This is a genomic window from Bradyrhizobium sp. USDA 4541 (assembly GCF_024171085.1).
In the GTDB taxonomy this organism is placed as follows: domain Bacteria; phylum Pseudomonadota; class Alphaproteobacteria; order Rhizobiales; family Xanthobacteraceae; genus Bradyrhizobium; species Bradyrhizobium australafricanum.
This window is the reverse complement of sequence record NZ_JALJZF010000001.1, coordinates 4,351,097-4,366,693: the sequence shown is the minus strand read 5'-3', so window position 1 is coordinate 4,366,693 and position 15,597 is coordinate 4,351,097. Positions and strand designations below refer to the sequence as shown.

At 63.8% G+C, this 15,597-nt stretch carries 17 protein-coding genes and 1 pseudogene; 5 read left to right on the top strand and 13 right to left on the bottom strand.

The window, feature by feature from the left end; translation table 11 throughout:
• Positions 1-25 precede the first annotated feature (25 nt).
• Complete coding sequence (locus J2R80_RS20440; RefSeq protein ID WP_076834210.1) at positions 26-703, top strand: GntR family transcriptional regulator; 678 nt, start codon at positions 26-28, stop codon at positions 701-703.
• A 37-nt stretch (positions 704-740) separates the two neighbouring features.
• Here the strand turns inward: J2R80_RS20440 and J2R80_RS20435 are convergent, their stop codons facing one another.
• The 8 genes and pseudogenes from J2R80_RS20435 to J2R80_RS20400 all read right to left on the bottom strand — a co-directional run bounded on the left by J2R80_RS20435 (position 741) and on the right by J2R80_RS20400 (position 8,544).
• On the bottom strand, positions 741-1,901 hold the full coding sequence (locus J2R80_RS20435) for an acyl-CoA dehydrogenase family protein (protein ID WP_253639295.1): 1,161 nt from the start codon (positions 1,899-1,901) through the stop codon (positions 741-743).
• A 121-nt stretch (positions 1,902-2,022) separates the two neighbouring features.
• On the bottom strand, positions 2,023-2,790 hold the full coding sequence (locus tag J2R80_RS20430) for a crotonase/enoyl-CoA hydratase family protein (protein ID WP_057020591.1): 768 nt from the start codon (positions 2,788-2,790) through the stop codon (positions 2,023-2,025).
• A gap of 20 nt (positions 2,791-2,810) precedes the next feature.
• The gene (locus tag J2R80_RS20425) at positions 2,811-3,593 is read right to left on the bottom strand and encodes an SDR family NAD(P)-dependent oxidoreductase (protein ID WP_028336964.1); all 783 of its coding nucleotides are present in this window, start codon (positions 3,591-3,593) and stop codon (positions 2,811-2,813) included.
• An 18-nt stretch (positions 3,594-3,611) separates the two neighbouring features.
• Complete coding sequence (locus J2R80_RS20420; RefSeq protein ID WP_253639294.1) at positions 3,612-4,862, bottom strand: acetyl-CoA C-acetyltransferase; 1,251 nt, start codon at positions 4,860-4,862, stop codon at positions 3,612-3,614.
• A gap of 215 nt (positions 4,863-5,077) precedes the next feature.
• Positions 5,078-5,341 (bottom strand): annotated as a pseudogene (locus tag J2R80_RS20415) (helix-turn-helix domain-containing protein); the annotation flags it as partial.
• Positions 5,342-5,351: 10 nt separating this feature from the next.
• On the bottom strand, positions 5,352-5,759 hold the full coding sequence (locus J2R80_RS20410; RefSeq protein WP_253639293.1) for a hypothetical protein: 408 nt from the start codon (positions 5,757-5,759) through the stop codon (positions 5,352-5,354).
• Between the two features lie 803 nt (positions 5,760-6,562).
• Positions 6,563-7,774, bottom strand: a complete 1,212-nt coding sequence (locus J2R80_RS20405; protein ID WP_253639292.1) for a CaiB/BaiF CoA-transferase family protein — start codon at positions 7,772-7,774, stop codon at positions 6,563-6,565.
• Between the two features lie 2 nt (positions 7,775-7,776).
• A complete protein-coding gene (locus tag J2R80_RS20400; RefSeq protein ID WP_092083035.1) occupies positions 7,777-8,544 on the bottom strand; it encodes an enoyl-CoA hydratase/isomerase family protein in 768 nt (255 codons plus the stop codon).
• 249 nt (positions 8,545-8,793) lie between these two features.
• Here J2R80_RS20400 and J2R80_RS20395 point away from each other — a divergent pair, with 249 nt between their 5' ends.
• Entirely contained in the window at positions 8,794-9,870 is a 1,077-nt protein-coding gene (locus tag J2R80_RS20395; protein ID WP_253639291.1) for an AraC family transcriptional regulator, read from the top strand.
• Here J2R80_RS20395 and J2R80_RS20390 read toward each other — a convergent pair.
• Positions 9,833-9,985: a hypothetical protein gene (locus J2R80_RS20390; protein WP_158074242.1), complete on the bottom strand. Its 153-nt coding sequence runs from the start codon at positions 9,983-9,985 to the stop codon at positions 9,833-9,835. The two genes, J2R80_RS20395 and J2R80_RS20390, sit on opposite strands and share 38 nt — an antisense overlap.
• Positions 9,986-10,000: 15 nt before the next feature.
• Positions 10,001-10,198 (bottom strand): hypothetical protein, encoded by a 198-nt coding sequence (locus tag J2R80_RS20385; protein WP_253639290.1) that lies wholly within the window; start codon positions 10,196-10,198, stop codon positions 10,001-10,003.
• 92 nt (positions 10,199-10,290) lie between these two features.
• Here J2R80_RS20385 and J2R80_RS20380 point away from each other — a divergent pair.
• Positions 10,291-11,054 (top strand): IS5 family transposase gene (locus J2R80_RS20380; RefSeq protein WP_141343516.1). Its coding sequence is split into 2 segments (ribosomal slippage): positions 10,291-10,626 and positions 10,629-11,054, totalling 762 coding nucleotides; the frame shifts between segments, so codons are not numbered across the junction.
• Here J2R80_RS20380 and fahA read toward each other — a convergent pair.
• Genes fahA through J2R80_RS20365 form a run of 3 tightly spaced genes read right to left on the bottom strand, consistent with a single transcriptional unit; the run spans position 11,040 to position 14,252 of the window.
• On the bottom strand, positions 11,040-12,206 hold the full coding sequence (gene fahA, locus J2R80_RS20375) for a fumarylacetoacetase (RefSeq protein ID WP_253639289.1): 1,167 nt from the start codon (positions 12,204-12,206) through the stop codon (positions 11,040-11,042). The genes J2R80_RS20380 and fahA overlap by 15 nt on opposite strands.
• Before the next feature lie 37 nt (positions 12,207-12,243).
• Positions 12,244-13,938 (bottom strand): cation/acetate symporter ActP, encoded by a 1,695-nt coding sequence (gene actP, locus J2R80_RS20370; RefSeq protein ID WP_256527854.1) that lies wholly within the window; start codon positions 13,936-13,938, stop codon positions 12,244-12,246.
• Complete coding sequence (locus J2R80_RS20365; protein ID WP_083715219.1) at positions 13,935-14,252, bottom strand: DUF485 domain-containing protein; 318 nt, start codon at positions 14,250-14,252, stop codon at positions 13,935-13,937. Before J2R80_RS20365 ends, actP begins: the two co-directional genes overlap by 4 nt.
• Before the next feature lie 627 nt (positions 14,253-14,879).
• On the opposite strand from J2R80_RS20365, the gene J2R80_RS20360 reads away from it, so the two are divergent.
• Both J2R80_RS20360 and J2R80_RS20355 read left to right on the top strand, forming a co-directional pair.
• Positions 14,880-15,077 carry a hypothetical protein gene (locus J2R80_RS20360; protein WP_076834229.1) on the top strand — a complete coding sequence of 66 codons (198 nt, stop codon included), beginning with the start codon at positions 14,880-14,882 and terminating at the stop codon, positions 15,075-15,077.
• A gap of 267 nt (positions 15,078-15,344) precedes the next feature.
• The gene (locus J2R80_RS20355) at positions 15,345-15,509 is read left to right on the top strand and encodes a hypothetical protein (protein WP_158074243.1); all 165 of its coding nucleotides are present in this window, start codon (positions 15,345-15,347) and stop codon (positions 15,507-15,509) included.
• Positions 15,510-15,597 lie beyond the last annotated feature (88 nt).

Here is a 15,597-nt window from a genome sequence, read left to right as displayed (position 1 = left end):
CAGCGAGAGGCGGCCACGACCACCGATGGACCAGAATTTACGAGAACAGGTGCTGCAGCGGGTGCGGGCCGAGATCATTTCCGGGCAGAGCCTTCCGGGCACGATGTATTCGGTGCCGAGTCTCGCGGCGAGCCTCGGCGTCTCCTCGACGCCGGTGCGCGAGGCGCTGCTCGAGCTCAGCCGCGGCGGTCTGGTCGAGCCGATGCGCAACCGCGGCTTCAAGGTGGTCGAGCCGACGCTGACCGAACTGCGCAATCTGTTCGACATGCGCGAAGTGCTCGAGCTGCACGCCGCCGTGCTGGTCGCCACCAATCCGCCGAAGGATCTAACAATCGTGCGCGGCTGGGCCGACCAGATCGCCAGGGCCGTCGAGACCGACGACGTCCAGCTCTATCTGGAAGCCGACCGCAACTATCATCGCGAGTTCATCGCCGCCGCCGGCAACGACCTGCTGACCGACACGGTGATGGGGCTGCGCGACAAGATGCGGCTCTACGGCATCAGCTCCCGCGCGGGCCACGAGCGGCAGCAAGCGTCAGTGCCCGAACATTACCGGTTGATCGAGCTCGCGCTCGCCGGCGAGACCGAGGCGCTGACCACCCTGCTGCGCACTCACATCCGCTCCTGGGAGCCGATCTTCGTCGATGCATTGCTGCGCTCGAAGGAGCATGCGCGCGAACCACTGCGGCAGGCCCGCGGCTGATGCGGAGCGGAGGCAGATAGCCGGTCGTGGTGACCGGCTAGTCCAGAATGCTCTTGTAGTGCTCCGAGAAGACATCGCGGCCGATGATCAGCCGCATCACTTCGGAGCTTCCAGCGAGGATTCGATTGACGCGCGCGTCGGTAAACATGCGACTGATCGGATATTCATCCATGTAACCTGCGCCGCCGTGCAACTGGACGCCAAGATCGAGCATCTTCCACTCGACCTCCGACGACATCATCTTAGCCTTGGCGCCCATATTGCTGGTCAGGCGTCCGGCATTGTGCTCGGCCACGCAGTGATCGACATAGAGCTGCACGAGATCGATTTCGGCATCCATCTCCGCCATGCGGAACTGGGTGTTCTGCTGTTCGGCGAGCGGCCGGCCGAACAATTTGCGGTCCATCACGTAAGCGCGCGTGATGTCGAACGCCTTGCGGCCATTGGCGATCGATCCGACCGCGGAGATCAGCCGCTCCTCGGCAAGGCCTTCCATGAGACAGTAGAAGCCCCTGCCGGGTTCTCCCAGCACGTTGGCCTTGGGCACCTTCACATTGTTGAAGAACAGTTCGGCAGTGTCCTGCGCCGGCATGCCCATCTTCTTGAGATTGCGGCCGCGCTCAAAACCTTCCATGCCGCGCTCGACGATCAGCAGCACCATGGCATGCTTCTTCTCGGCGCCCGCGAGCTTGGCCGCGACGATCACCACGTCGGAATTGATGCCGTTGGAAATATAGGTCTTCGAGCCATTGAGCAGGAAATGATCGCCCTTGTCTTCCGCGGTCGACCGCATGCCGGCGAGGTCTGAGCCCGCGCCGGGCTCGGTCATCGCGATCGCCAGGATGGTCTCGCCGCTGACGCATTTCGGCAGGAACCGGTCGCGCTGCTCCTCGGTGCCGAAGCGTTTGAAGTAAGAACCGACCAGTCGGCTGTGCAGCGTGTTGAACCAGCCCTTGCAGCCCGAGCGCGCGGTCTCCTCGATGATGATCTGCTCATAGCGGAAGTCCTCGTCGCCCATTCCGCCATATTTTTCCTCGGGCCAGATCATCAGGAAGCCGAGGTCGCCGGCCTTCTTGAACGCGCTGCGGTCGACGATGCCGGCTTCCCGCCACTCCTCCATGTGAGGCGTGATCTCGCTGGCGAGGAACTTGCGGTAGGAGTCGCGGAAAATGACCTGGTCTTCGGTAAAGCTGCGCATCAATCACCCAATAGCGCTCTCGTGGAAGCCCACCGACGTACGGCGAGGCATCGTAAAAAGTTTAGAGCGCCGGTTCTGCTGCAATCAAAACCGACGCCCCGTCATCGAAACAGGCGATGCCCTACTTGCCCTTCCAGTTCGGCGCGCGCTTTTCGGCAAAGGCAGCCGCGCCCTCGCGGGCATCCTCGGATACGAAGACAGGACCGACGATCTCCTGCTGCCTCTTCCACATCTCATCTTCCGGCCAGAGCCGGGATTCGACGATCACCTGCTTGGATGCCTTGACGGCGAGCGGGCCGTTGGCGCCGATCGCTGCCGCGAGCTCAAGCGCGGCGTCGAGCGCCGGGCCATCGGTCACGCGATTGATGATGCCGAGTTGATGGGCGCGCTCGGCGCCGAAGAACTCGCCCGTCAATGCGAACTCCATCGCCACACGGAACGGCATCTGGCGCGGCATGCGGATTAGCCCGCCGGCAGCGGCCGCAAGTCCGCGCTTCACCTCGGGGATCCCGAACTTCGCGTTGCGGTTGGCGACGATCATGTCGCACGACAGCGCGATCTCCATCCCGCCGGCGAGCGCGTAGCCGTCGACAGCCGCAATCAGCGGCTTCTTCGGCGGGGCCTCGGTGAGGCCGGCGAAGCCGCGGCCGGGGATCGACGGCCGCTCGCCTTTCAGGAACCCCTTGAGGTCCATGCCCGAGCAGAATGTGCCGCCGGCGCCGGTGATGATGCCGACGCTCAGGGAATCGTCGGCGTCGAGCCGGTCGATCGCCGCGGCCACGCCCTTGGAGAGGGCGAGGTTGGCCGCGTTCTTGGCTTCCGGCCGGTTCAGGGTGATGATCAGTATCGGTCCGCGGACTTCAGTGAGGACCGGAGTTTCTTCGGACATCGCTTTGGTCTCCTGATCGCTCAACGCGGAGCCATGCGGATGGCGCCGTCGAGACGGACATCTTCACCGTTGAAGTAGCCGTTGGTGATCATGGTCAGCGCCAGATGCGCATATTCCTCCGGCATGCCGAGACGCTTGGGGAACGGCACCGACGCGCTGAGCGCGGCCTTGACGTTTTCCGGTGCGCCCTGCAGCAGCGGGGTGTTGAAGATGCCCGGCAGGATGGTGTTGACGCGGATGCCTTCGGCCATCAGATCGCGCGCGATCGGCAGGGTCATGCCGACGACGCCGGCCTTCGAGGCTGAGTAAGCCGCCTGCCCCATCTGGCCGTCTTCGGCCGCGACCGAGGCTGTATTGACGACCGCACCACGCTCGCCGTGCTCCAGCGGAGCCAGCGACAGCATGCCCTGCGCCGACTTGGCGATGCAACGGAAGGTGCCGACGAGGTTGATCTGGATGATGCGGTTGAAGGCGTCGATCGGGAAGTGGGTGGGCTCGCCGGTCTTCTTGTCGCGGCCGGCGGTCTTCACCGCATTGCCGGTGCCGGCGCAGTTCACCAGGATGCGCTCCTGGCCATGCGCCGCGCGGGCCTTGGCAAAGCCCGCATCGACCTGCTCGTCCGAGGTGACATCGACCTTGCAGAACACACCGCCGATTTCCTTGGCGATTGCTTCACCCTTCTCTTCGTTGAAGTCGAAGATCGCGACTTTCACGCCTTGCGCAGCCAGCGCGCGCGAGGTGGCAGCACCAAGGCCGGAAGCCCCACCGGTGACGACGGCGGCGACCGATGAATCGAGTTTCATGGCAATATCCTTTCGCGATCACATGCGTTCGATGATGATGGCTGGTGCCATGCCGCCGGCGGCACACATGGTGACCAGGCCATAGCGTCCGCCGCTGCGCTCGAGCTCGTCGAGCGCCGTGCCGATCAGGATCGATCCGGTCGCGCCGATCGGATGGCCGAGCGCGATCGAGCCGCCATTGATGTTGACCTTCTCGCGGTCCAGCTCGAGGTCGCGGATGAACTTCTCGGCGACGACCGCGAAGGCCTCGTTGATCTCCCAGACGTCGATGTCGTTCTTGGTCAGGCCGGCCTTGGCGAGTACCTTCTTGGCCGCCGGAACCGGCGCGTTGAGCATCAGGGTCGGATCGTCACCCTGGTTGGCATAGGCCACGATGCGGCCGCGCGGCTTGAGGCCGTGCTTCTCGGCATATTCCTTCGACGTGATCAGCACCGCGGCGGCGCCGTCCACCACGCCCGAGCTGTTGCCGGCATGATGCACGCCCTTCCAGTCGAGGTTCGGGTAACGGCGCTGGATCTGCTTCTTGAACGTCGTGCCGTTACCGAGGTCGAAATCGGCAAGCTGCTCGAAGCTCGGCTTCAGCGAAGCCAGTCCTTCGGCCGTGGTTTCCGGGCGCGGGAATTCTTCGCGATTGAGCGCAACGCTGCCGTCGTCGTTGAGGACGGGGATCACCGACTTGGCGAAGCGGCCTTCATCGATGGCCCGCTTGGCGCGCTGCTGGCTCGTCAGCGCCAGGGCATCGCAGGCCTCGCGGCTGATCCCCTCGCGCGTCGCGATGGCGTCGCCGCACACGCCCTGGTGCGACTGCGGGTGAATCTCGTCGAGCGCCGGATTGCCCGAACCCATCATCCGCGCCGGCTGCCCGGCCTTGGAGCGCTCGGCTGCCAAGGTCTGTTGGTAGCTCATCATCTCGGTGCCGCCGGCGATGACGCAATCTTCCATCCCCGACATCACCGACGCTGCCGCGAGGTTCACCGACGTGATGCCGCCGCCGCAGAAACGATCCAGCGTCGTGCCGCTGGCGTTGATATCGTAGCCTGCCGCGAGCGCCGACATGCGTCCGAGATCGCCGCCCTGCTTGCCTTCCTGAGTCGATGTCGACCAGATGATGTCATCGACGGTCGACGTGTCGAGCTTGTTGCGCTCCTTGAGCGCGCCGAGCACCGTCGCGGCCAGATGCTGCGGATGCAGGTGCGACAGCGCCCCCTTGCCCGGCTTGCCGATGCCGCGCGGCGTGCGAACAGCGTCAATGATGTATGCTTCAGACATGCGTTTCCCTTTGCTTCGAATGTATCGTTAGTTGCGCTCGTGCCGGTGGTTCCAGCCGTTTCCGCGAGGCATCAACGGTGTGGCGTCACTGCAAGCGGCTCGGCAATCGAGTTGCGCTGATCTTCGAAGTACCCGAAGCGCGGCACTTGGCGGAGTTGCTGCTCGTCGGCGCAGGCAGGCTTGTCGCAACCCTGCGCAAACAACGGCGCGCCGGGCGCGGCGGCGTGGGGACCGAGAGCATATTTCTGCTCTTGCGGCAGATAGATCAGCTGGCCGATCTGGGTAAGCGTCAAGGTGAGACGCGAGACCGTCGATCGCGGAAGACCACAGCGGTCGGCGATTTCGCGATTTCCCAGGCGTATGCTTCGACCTTCGAAGCAACGCACGATGTCGAATGCGCGCGACACCACCTGGATCACGCGCCGGTTGTCCGTGCCGGCGGTCTCTTGCGCCATCAGTACCTCAGATCGACGTCCCATCGTTTACGCCTCACTCCTCATTTTCCATACGGGTGAACGAAGCCCACTCTGCTTCGGGCGGCAGACGCCGATCCGCGACATCACTGCCGGGGCGCGCATCGCTCGCGCGCCCGAACTGATGTGCGGGATTCGGCGGCAGTGATCGGCGGCGTGCACCGCGTGGGCGATTGCAGCGGTGCTGCACGGGTTTTTCCGGGATCGACGGTTTGACGCGATGGCCGGTCGCTCCGGCGTTCGGTCTGCCCGCGGTGATCACACTGACGTTGCGCTCGGCAAAGCGTGCGGCGGGCTCGGCAAGGTCATTCCCAGCCTGTTCGAGGCCGCTGCGCACGGAATGCACGAGCACCTTGTTTTCCAGCCAAGTGAGGCCGCGGCCGCGCGGGGCAAGCAGCTTCGGATGTCTCTGGCCGGCCAGCATCAGGCGGATTCTTTCCCTAGGGTTTTGGGCTTTAATTAATTGATTAATTAGTCAGGTGATTAAAGTGGGCGCTCTCCCCTGTCAACCGCCCTCGCTGCAGGGCGCCCCGCGCTCAGCCCGCACCTTCACCCCAACGCCTGTCAGCGCAGTGATCGCGGACCTGTCGTGATGAACTTCGTCAGATTCAGACCGCTGCCGAACGGCGATCGAAATTCCGCGCGCGATAGCGGACATGCCCCGACGATTTGCCGGCCGGTGCGAAACGCAGGCGCAAGCAATTGAGGGCGGAGATCAGGAAGCGGCGTGAGGAAGCAGGCGATAGCGGTTGCCGGAACAGACGCGACCGCTGGCCGGGATGACCGTTACGAGGGCGGACTTAAGCTATGAGAGCTTGGTGGGCGCACCAGGGCTCGCGTGCATTGAACCTCCAGTTTGATTTCCTCTTGTCGGAATGGGGCAAGGCAAATTTCGAGCGAGCCCGGACCAACAAACGATAAGGCGTCGGGAATTCGAGGCGCTGGTCCGCTGCATCGCTAAGCCCACTATTCTCGAAGCCCTCTTTTCTACCTACGGGCAGGCAAACTCGCGAGGTCGCCTCCTGATACCCCGTCAAAGGCCTCCTTTCGCCCGCAATTCCACTGCCAGAGGGTTGGAACCAGTTAGGTGCCGGCCTCGGGAGGCTCGCGTCGCGAAATGTCGGTTGCGGAAAGTGCCGAGAAGGTCGGAGCGGATCGCTCGATGTCGTCGGATTCCTCCTCCATCCAATTGAAGCAATCTTTTTGCCATGCCCGGACAAGCTCCGCCTATCGCCGGCTGAGCAGGATGTTGCGGTACTGCAGATCCTTGATCCTCTCGGGCGCAAAGTCGAGCTGGCCAAGGACGTCTTCATTGTGCTCGCCCTGATAGGCCGGCATGCCGGGCGACGGCAGTTCCGAGCGGCTGAAGATCCAGGGATTGCCCGGCATTCGGACCAATCCGCCGGCCCGGTCATCGACCTCGACCACGGCATTCCACTCCTTGGCCCAATCGGTCTCCACGAACTCGTTGACGGTGCGCACGCGCCCAACCGCGAGCCCGGCTTCACTGACTTGCACCTGCAACTGCTCGAGATTCTCGAACGTCGTAATCCAGGCGCGAATTTCGGCGAGCAACGGCGCGAGGTTCTGCCGGCGCAGGCTAGCGGTGGCGTAGCGGGCATCGGCCAGCAAATCGCTTCGCCGCATCATCGCGCAGTAGCGCGTGAACATCGGTGAATAGATCGGGCTGGCGGCGATCGTCAGGCGGGTGCCGTCGGACATCTCGAAGATGTGCGACTCATTGGCCGACAGCGCGATAGGCTCGCCGTCGGTGTCGATCCCCGACATCATCGCGCCGGCGCGCTCGTTGACCGACAGCATCGTCGCAGCCATCGACACGTCGACGTGCTGTCCCTCGCCGGTGCGGTTGCGATGCTGGAGCGCGGCGAGCACGGCGATCACGCCCTGCAGCCCGGTATAGACATCGGCATGGCTGCATGAATCGCCGCGTGGCTCCGACAATGCCGCACCGAAATGGTCCTGCACGATCGAGGTCAGGCCGGTCTCGGCCTGCACCGTAGGCGCAAAGGCCGGCCGGTTGCGCCAGGAGGTCGACTGCCCGTAGCCGCTCAGCGAGACATAGATGATGCCGGGGTTGAAGGCACGGACGTCGTCGTAGCTGAAGCCGAACCGCGCCAAGGTGCCGGGACGGAAATTCTCGACGATGACGTCGGCCCCCCTACACAGGCGGGTGACTATCTCGCGTCCCTCAACATAGTTCAGGTCGATGCTGAGATTCCGCTTGCCGGCGTTCTGCTGCACGAAATACAGACCCATACCACCGACGTAAGGCAGTCCGGCGCGGCCAATGTCGCCGGACGGCGGCTCGATCTTGGTGACCTCGGCGCCGAGGTCACGCAGCGCCTTGGTGCAATGCGGACCGGCCAGCACGCGAGTGAAATCGACCACCCGCAATCCCTGAAGAGGCGCAGCCGACATCGTCAGTCTCCCTCGAAGACAGCTGTTGCCGGGCCCGACGCGAAGAAGGCGTCGGCGCCGCGCTGGCGATCCCTGGCCTTCCAGATCATGTCGTTGATCTCGACCTGTCGCGCGTCGGCAGCGGCGACGCCGCCGCGCGCCTGCAGGTTCGCCTGCATCTTGATGCCCGCGATGACCTTGGTCGGGCCAGCGGCGAGCTGTCGGGCCATGGTCATCGATGAAGCGCCCAATTCGGCTTCCGGGACGACGAGGTTGATGATGCCCCAGCGTTCGAACGCCTCGGGAGTGTGACGGCGGCCGAGCATCGCGATCTCCTTGGCCCGCGCGATGCCGGCGCGTTGCGCGATGCGCTGCGTGCCGCCGAGCAGCGGCAGCAACCCGACCGCAACCTCGACCTGGCCGAGGAACGCGGTGTTCGCTGCGATAATCATGTCGCAGGTCAGCGCGAGCTCAAGCCCGCCGCCAAGCACGCCGCCATTGACGGCGGCAACCGTGGGAACCGGTACATCCTCGAGACTACGCCAGATTTTTTCGAGACCGGCCTGATCGGTGTGCAGCTTGGTGCCGATTCCCCAGGACGCCATCTCCGCGCCGGCGCAGAAGTGCCGCATCGAGCTACGCAGCAGGATAGCGCGGCAGCCGGCCGCAACCACCGCGTGGTAGGCGCCGACCACATCGTTGATGAGCTGGTCGTCGAGCAAATTGTGCGGCGGCTTCGCCAGCGTCACCACGCCAACCTTGCCGTCCATCTCGTGAAGTACTGTCGTCATCAGGTTCCCTCCGCTCGATACAAAAGCCGGCCGGCAGCGCTTTCGACGCAGCGTCACGGCGGTCAGACGTCTCCTAGCTGCGGGCCTGCCCGGCGCAGATCCCGCTGTTCTGATGATTTGAATGTCGTCCGTCATAACAAACGTGACAACGTCAAGCTCTGCCAATTATGATGTCGAAGATTGCCAAACGGCCGGAAGAGCCGTTCGTCGGCCTGTCAATCTGTGCCAGCCGGACGTGGAGGAAGTGCCATGAAGCCGATCAAGATCGTGATGCCGATCTCGAGCGACCCCGATGCGCCGACGCAGAGCCTGCTCGGACTCGGCGCGCTGGCCGCCGAGCTGGCGGCGCAGGGCGTGTCGGTTCGGGAGCTGTTTGCACGGACCGGTCTCGATGCCTCCCAGCTCGAGGATCCCCACGCTCGCATCTCGCACCGCCAGCGGCTGGCGATCTACCGCAACGCGATGCGGTTGGCGAAGCGCTCTGATATAGGGTTGCTCGCAGGCGCTCGGCAGCGCATCAGCGATTACGGCATTTACGGCTATGCGCTGGTGTCGAGCCGGACATTCGGCGAAGCGCTGATGTTCTCACTCGATCACATCACCATGGCCGGGCCGGCGGTCAGGCAGATCAGCTTCCGGATCGAGCACGGGACGACCGCGATCCTTCGCAGCCATGGGCTCGACCCGCTCGGCGAGCTGCTGCCGTTCGCCGCGGAATTCTGGCGCAGCTCGATGACCGCGGTGTTCAGCCGCATCCTCGAGTCGCCGTTCCCGAGCAAGAGGATGATCTTTCCGTTTGCCGCACCCGTGCACTGGCGCAACTACGAGCGGATGTTCAACTGCCCGATCGACTTCGGCGCCGATCGCATGGAATGGCATTTCGATGCCAAGGTGCTCGATCTGCGCTGCCCCAATGCAAACCCGATCACCGCGAAGATCTGCCAGCAGCTCTGTGACGTCGTCTTGACCGAGCATCCCGGCGAATCGGAGCTAGTAAGGCGGATCAGAGCCGCCTGCCTCAACAGCCCCAGCCGATTTGCGGGCGCGCCGGAGATCGCATCCAAGCTCGGGCTGTCGTTGCGAACGTTCCACCGCAGGCTGGCGGAGGACGGGCAGTCGTTCCAGTCGATCGTCGACGGGATGCGGCAGTCGATTGCGACAGAGTTGCTCGAGAACACCCATCTGGCCATCGATCAGGTCGCCGAGCGTGTCGGCTTTGCCGACGCTACCAGCTTCCGCAAGGCGTTCAAGAAGTGGACCAACCGCTCGCCGTCGGACTTCCGTCACCCTACAGCGCAGCGGCCAGCAGCGTCGCCAGACGCGTGACCAGCAGCAGCGATAACCCGACCGCCAATGTCAGGAGCTGTCCGAAGCGGAAGTCGTCTGGATCGAGCGCCGCGTTCTGGAGCTGTGCGTAGGTTAGCAGCGACTGACACTCCATATCACCCTCCCGCCATCAGGCATGGTTGTTTTCGGCAATCACGGCATCGGCGGGCCCGATCCTGCCGACGCATGAGCCGAAGCCGATGCCCGCAAAACCTTCCAGGCTGCAGCGGCCGCGGAAGGTGACCTCGTCGCCGTCCTCGAGGAAGCCGCGGCGCTCGCCGCTCGGAAGCACGGCCGGCCGTGATCCGGCGGCGGTGAACTCGAGCATGCTCGAAAGCTGCGCCGGGCTAGGTGGTGTGGACTCTAAGGATTCCCTTTTGAGAGCAAATCAGATTCAAGGCTTCTTTTTGGGAGGCGGCCTTGGGTGTGATGGAGCGTTTGGTGTTGAGCGACGCGGCCTGGGAGCGCATGGCGCCGCTGATCATAGGCCGGCCCGATCAGAAGGGCTCGACCGGGCGGGACAACCGGATGTTTGTGGAAGGTGTGCTTTGGATCGTGCGTACGGGCTCTCCTTGGCGTGATCTTCCGGAGGCTTTTGGAGATTGGAACAGCGTGTTCCGGCGGTTCAGTCGATGGAGCCGCAAGGGTGTCTGGTGCCGCATCTTCGAGGCGATGTCCGAGGATCCGGACTTCGAATATCTGATCGTCGATTCCACCATTGTCCGGGCGCATCAGCACGCCGCCGGGGCGAAAAAAGGGGGTCTGAAGATCAAGCGATCGGGCGCTCGCGCGGCGGCCTGAGCACGAAGATACATATGGCCGTACGCGGCTTGGGATGCCCCGTGCGGTTCACGCTCACCGCGGGCCAGAAGGGCGATGCACCACAAGCCGCTGCATTAATCGAGGGGCTGCCCGCCGAGGTCGTCATCGCCGATACGGCTTATGACGCCGATCGTTTGCGCCAAGACATCGCCGCCAAAAAGGCGCTCGCCGTCATCCCCAACAACCCCTCGCGAGCCCTCAAATATCCGCTCGACAAACATCTCTATGCCCAGCGCCATCTCGTGGAATGCTGCTTCAGCAAGCTCAAGCAGTTCCGACGCGTCGCAACCCGCTTCGAAAAGACCGCCCGGAATTACCGGGCCGTCGTCACTCTCGCTGCCATCGTCCTATGGCTGCGATAAGTGTCCACACCACCTAGGCCCCGAAATGGTGCCAGTGCCGATCAGGTCGCCCGGCAGCAGATTGCAGCCCTTGATGCTGTGATGCGCGATCATCTGCGCCGGGGTCCAGTATAGGTATTTGGCATTGGATGTGAGAATCGCCGCGGCGGGCTGGTTCGCGGCGCGCATCTGCGCGGTCGAGAGCAGGACCTCGAGGTGGACATCGAGTCCGCCGTGCGATTGATCGGCCGCGTCGAACAGATAGTCGAGTGGACGCGGATCGCCGTCCGGCCGCGCCAGCGCCGCGACGCGGAACGGCGCCAGCGCATCCGACGTGACGACCCACGGTGACACCGAGGTAGCAAAACTCTTGCTGAGGAACGGTCCGAGCGGAAACATCTCCCAGCGCTGGATGTCGCGCGCCGACCAGTCGTTCAGCAGCGAATAGCCGACGATCTGCTGCGATGCTTCGGCGATCGGGACGGGATTGCCGAGCCGGTTGCCGGCAGCGAGGTAGAAGCCCATCTCGAGCTCGAAATCCAGCCGTTCGCACGGGCCAAAGCCCGGCGCTGCGCCCGCCACCGTGGGCGGGCGTTGCCCGAGTGGCCGTCGCACCATCCCGCGCCCCACTTGCACCGACGAGGCACGGCCGTGATAGGCGATGGGCACCCATTTGTAGTTCGCGGGAAGCGGATTTTCCGGCGTCAGCAGCGCGCCCGCCGCCCGCGCATGATAGATGCCGGCGTAGAAGTCCGTGTAGTTCGAGATGCGTGTGGGCAGATGCAGCGTCGCATCCGCGATCGACGTCAGCAATTCGGAGGCGCGGCGCCTGGTGTCATTGGCCGCGCTGCCCTGCCCCAGCAGATCGGCGGCGCGGCGGCGCAGCTCCCGCATCGCCATAGGTCCGAGCGCGAACAGCGCATTGAGCGTGCCTTGCTGGAGCGCCTGGCGGATCGGCGCCGCGAGGTGCTCATCGGAACCGAGCGCTTGCTTCAGGTCGAAGACGAAATCTCCGATCGCGGTGCCGATCCGCGGCTGCGGATCGGCCGCGGTGCTGAAGATGCCAAGCGGCAGATTCTGGATCGGGAAGTCGGTCGCGCCGCCGTTAGCCGTCTCGACAAAACTCCGCCGGGCCGGGTCGTGGGTCTCGTCGAGTTGAACTGCGTTGGTCATGCTGCCTTCCAGGTTCCTCGATCCGTGCCGTCCATTGTCACGAGGCTGCGGCTGCGAGAGCCGGCCGCTCGCTGGCCAAAGCCGCTCCGATCTCGGATTGGATGAACTGCGCCGCAAACGCCTCGCGTTCGCGCGCAGCGCGCTCGCTGCGATCCGTTACCGAGAACAGCCAGACGAACAGGAAGGCGAGCGGCATCGAGACCAGAGCCGGATTGTCGTAGGGGAACAGCGCCGTCGGAAAGCCGAGGACGGCGACCCAGACCGTCTTGCTCAGCACGACCAGCACAACCGACGCGACGAGGCCCGCGAGACCGCCGGCGACGGCGCCGCGCGTCGTGGTGCCACGCCAGAACATCGCCATCGCCAGCACCGGAAAATTGCAGCTCGCGGCCACCGACAACGCAAGTCCGGCCATGAACGCCACGTTCTGGTTCTCGAAGGCGTAGGCCAGCAGAACCGCAACGACGCCGATGGCCACAGCCGAGACCTTCGAGACCAGCAGTTCGCGCGCTTCGGATGCCTTGCCGCCGGCCAGCACCTGGCCGTAGATGTCATGACTGACGGCGGAGGCGCCGGCGAGCGTCAGGCCGGCGACGACGGCAAGGATGGTCGCGAATGCCACCGCGGAGATGAATCCGAGCAGCAGCGGACCGCCCATCGCGTGGGCGAGATGGATCGACGCCATGTTCGGCCCGCCGACCAGATCGGCGATCTTGTTGAACTGCCCGGATGCCGCGACATTGAAATAGCTCGGATCCGTCATAAGGATCGCCGCGGCGGCAAAGCCCAGCACCGGAATGATCCAGCAGAAATACGCGACGCAGGCCGTCGCATAGAACACCGATTTGCGGGCCGCGGCGGCGTCCTTCACCGTGAAGAACCGCATAAGGATATGCGGCAGGCCGGCGGTGCCGAACACTAGCGCGAGGCCGAGCGAGATGGCGGACACCGGTTCGGCGAACAGTCCGCCGGGGACCAGAATAGCGGCTCCCTTGGGATGGACGTGGCTTGCGGCCTCCAGCAGCCGTCCGAGGCTGAACTCGAAATGCCACAGGGCAGCCAGCGCGAGCAGCGTTCCGCCGCACAGCAGCAGCACCGCCTTGGTGATCTGAACCCAAGTGGTCGCCTGCATGCCACCCACGATCACATAAAGGATCATCAGCACGCCGACGCCGAGCACGGCGAAGATGTAGTTGATGCCGAAAAGCAGCTGGATCACCTTGCCCGCGCCGATCAGCTGCGCGATCAGGTAGAACAGCACAACGACGAGACTTCCGGTCGCGGCGACGAGCCGGACCGGCGTCCGCTGCAGGCGAAACGCGGCGGCATCCGCGAAGGTGTAGCTGCCCAGATTGCGCATGCGCTCCGACATCAGGAACAGCACTATCGGCCATCCCGTGAGAAAGCCGAGCGCGTAAATGAAGCCGTCGAAGCCGTTGGCGTAGACCAGCGCGGATATGCCGAGAAATGCGGCCGCCGACAGGAAATCGCCAGCGGTCGCCAGACCGTTCTGCACCGGCGTGATCGCGTGTCCGGCGGTGTAGAAGCCCGCCTTCGATCCGGTGCTGCCGGCCGAGCGCCAGGTGATGACGAGCGTGACGGCGACGATAATCAGGAACATTCCGATCGCGATCCAGTCGGGCCCACGCGCCGCCGCGGCGGGCGCGCCCCGGGCCATCGCCGCGAATGGAAACACCACGCAAAGTGCGATCAGCAGCCATCTGGCGATCATCGGCCGAGCTCCCGATTGACTCTGCGCGCGAGTTCGTCGAAGCGCGTGTTCGAGCGCTGAACATAGAAGGCGGTGAAAGCGATGATCGCCGCAACCATGAGAAGGGCGAGCGCGAAGCCGAGCGGCATCGCGCTGCCGGCGAAACTCGCGCCGAGCGCGGCTTTTGCGGTCGAGATCAGCGCAATGAAGCCGAAGAACATGACCAGCGTCAGGATGGAGAGCCACCATCGCAACCTCGCGCGGCCTGAGACGAGCTCTCTGAACGCGCTATCGGCAAGGATTTTTCGCGTGCGCTCGGGCGACAGTTGTGGCATCCGATTCCTCCCTCAGAGACATTTTCCGACCGTCGCGTCCTTCCGCGTGCGTTGCGCCGCAGGGATTCGGGGCTCAGGACGTCTCTGTTCCGAGGCTCCGAGCATTAGAATCCGGACCACATCCGGCAAGGTGATATCCTGCCAAACTCCGGGTGATTTCATGCCATGCTGGGTGCGCCGCGATTGTCGCGCCATCGCCTGTCTCGACATCCCGGGACGATGCACAAGCCGGACAGTCGTAATTCGCCTGCCAGCCGACCTACGGGCTGTCGTCGATGCCTGGGCGGCAAAGCAGGACGATACTCCCGGCCGCTCTGAGGACGTCCGCCGGCTCATCGAGTTCGAGCTAACTGTATCGCCCACGGCGCTGCGCGCTGAACGGCACAGCCCCAGGGAGCGCGCCCGCGAATTGGCAGGCGACGCAATCCACAAGGTGACCGACAGTACAGCCAGCCAAGACGATCAGGCCAGCCGCAAGCGCAAGCTCATCAAAAGGCCGGAGCGGTTTCACAAGGGTACGCCGCGACAGAAATCTAAAATGATCACAGCCTCAAGATCATTGCCCCATAATAGGATCGAAAGCTTGCTTCGCGCGTTGAATGAGTCAGCCCAAATGGGAGGTCAACAATGATTAAAGAGCGAGACCGACGGGCGCCGACGGCTGCGGAACGCGAAGCAAACAAGGCATTCAAAACTGTCAGGCCGAAGGATGCTATGACGGATTACGCCAAAGCGCAAAAAGCGGTCCATGATAATCGAGAGCGCCTAAAGGCCGAACGGCTGGCGCGGGAGGCAGAAGCGGCCAACCGCACAAAAGCAGACTAAGCGTCCCATGTGGATGATCACGGAGGACCAAAGTTTGTGAGGGTGAAATGGCCCTGCACTTCCGCCGAGTCGATACTGAACTGGAGATTTGGATCGCAAGCAGCGACGACTATTCATTCGTCATCAGCAACGAGAGCCGGAGTGGACCTGGATTGCATGGAGAGCCGGGCTTTGTTGCATCATATCGCCCCGACTTTCTGAATATGCCAGCGGCTCACGTATCCGGGTCTCCCTTCAGTTCGTTCGCTGAAGCCGAGCGGGCCTGCAATGCGTTCCTGGGGCGCCTCATCATTAAGGGATGACTACCGTTATCCGCCCGCCGCGGCTATGGCTTCTTCTGCGGCATCGCCGTGGCCGGCCGTTGCGGTCTACGCCGGCAAAGCCAAAGAGCAGACCATCGCCGAATTCCTGCTCAACATCATCCCGAAATAATCCTTCGTGCCCGAAGCGTTTATCGGCTCGTTCAAAAGAAAGGCTTGCAGAGCAAATCGAAGTTTATCGATTGCGATACTGGTTCCGT

Excerpts from the sequence above, each read along its gene's own strand:
- J2R80_RS20400 (WP_092083035.1), bottom strand. The coding sequence starts at position 8,544 with ATGACGACAGTACTTCACGAGATGGACGGCAAGGTTGGCGTGGTGACG.
- J2R80_RS20420 (WP_253639294.1), bottom strand. The coding sequence starts at position 4,862 with ATGTCTGAAGCATACATCATTGACGCTGTTCGCACGCCGCGCGGCATC.
- J2R80_RS20395 (WP_253639291.1), top strand. The coding sequence starts at position 8,794 with ATGAAGCCGATCAAGATCGTGATGCCGATCTCGAGCGACCCCGATGCG.
- J2R80_RS20435 (WP_253639295.1), bottom strand. The coding sequence starts at position 1,901 with ATGCGCAGCTTTACCGAAGACCAGGTCATTTTCCGCGACTCCTACCGC.
- J2R80_RS20360 (WP_076834229.1), top strand. The coding sequence starts at position 14,880 with ATGATTAAAGAGCGAGACCGACGGGCGCCGACGGCTGCGGAACGCGAA.
- J2R80_RS20385 (WP_253639290.1), bottom strand. The coding sequence starts at position 10,198 with ATGCTCGAGTTCACCGCCGCCGGATCACGGCCGGCCGTGCTTCCGAGC.
- J2R80_RS20365 (WP_083715219.1), bottom strand. The coding sequence starts at position 14,252 with ATGCCACAACTGTCGCCCGAGCGCACGCGAAAAATCCTTGCCGATAGC.
- J2R80_RS20355 (WP_158074243.1), top strand. The coding sequence starts at position 15,345 with ATGCGTTCCTGGGGCGCCTCATCATTAAGGGATGACTACCGTTATCCG.
- J2R80_RS20410 (WP_253639293.1), bottom strand. The coding sequence starts at position 5,759 with ATGCTGGCCGGCCAGAGACATCCGAAGCTGCTTGCCCCGCGCGGCCGC.
- J2R80_RS20405 (WP_253639292.1), bottom strand. The coding sequence starts at position 7,774 with ATGTCGGCTGCGCCTCTTCAGGGATTGCGGGTGGTCGATTTCACTCGC.
- fahA (WP_253639289.1), bottom strand. The coding sequence starts at position 12,206 with ATGACCAACGCAGTTCAACTCGACGAGACCCACGACCCGGCCCGGCGG.
- J2R80_RS20390 (WP_158074242.1), bottom strand. The coding sequence starts at position 9,985 with ATGGAGTGTCAGTCGCTGCTAACCTACGCACAGCTCCAGAACGCGGCG.
- actP (WP_256527854.1), bottom strand. The coding sequence starts at position 13,938 with ATGATCGCCAGATGGCTGCTGATCGCACTTTGCGTGGTGTTTCCATTC.
- J2R80_RS20430 (WP_057020591.1), bottom strand. The coding sequence starts at position 2,790 with ATGTCCGAAGAAACTCCGGTCCTCACTGAAGTCCGCGGACCGATACTG.
- J2R80_RS20440 (WP_076834210.1), top strand. The coding sequence starts at position 26 with ATGGACCAGAATTTACGAGAACAGGTGCTGCAGCGGGTGCGGGCCGAG.
- J2R80_RS20425 (WP_028336964.1), bottom strand. The coding sequence starts at position 3,593 with ATGAAACTCGATTCATCGGTCGCCGCCGTCGTCACCGGTGGGGCTTCC.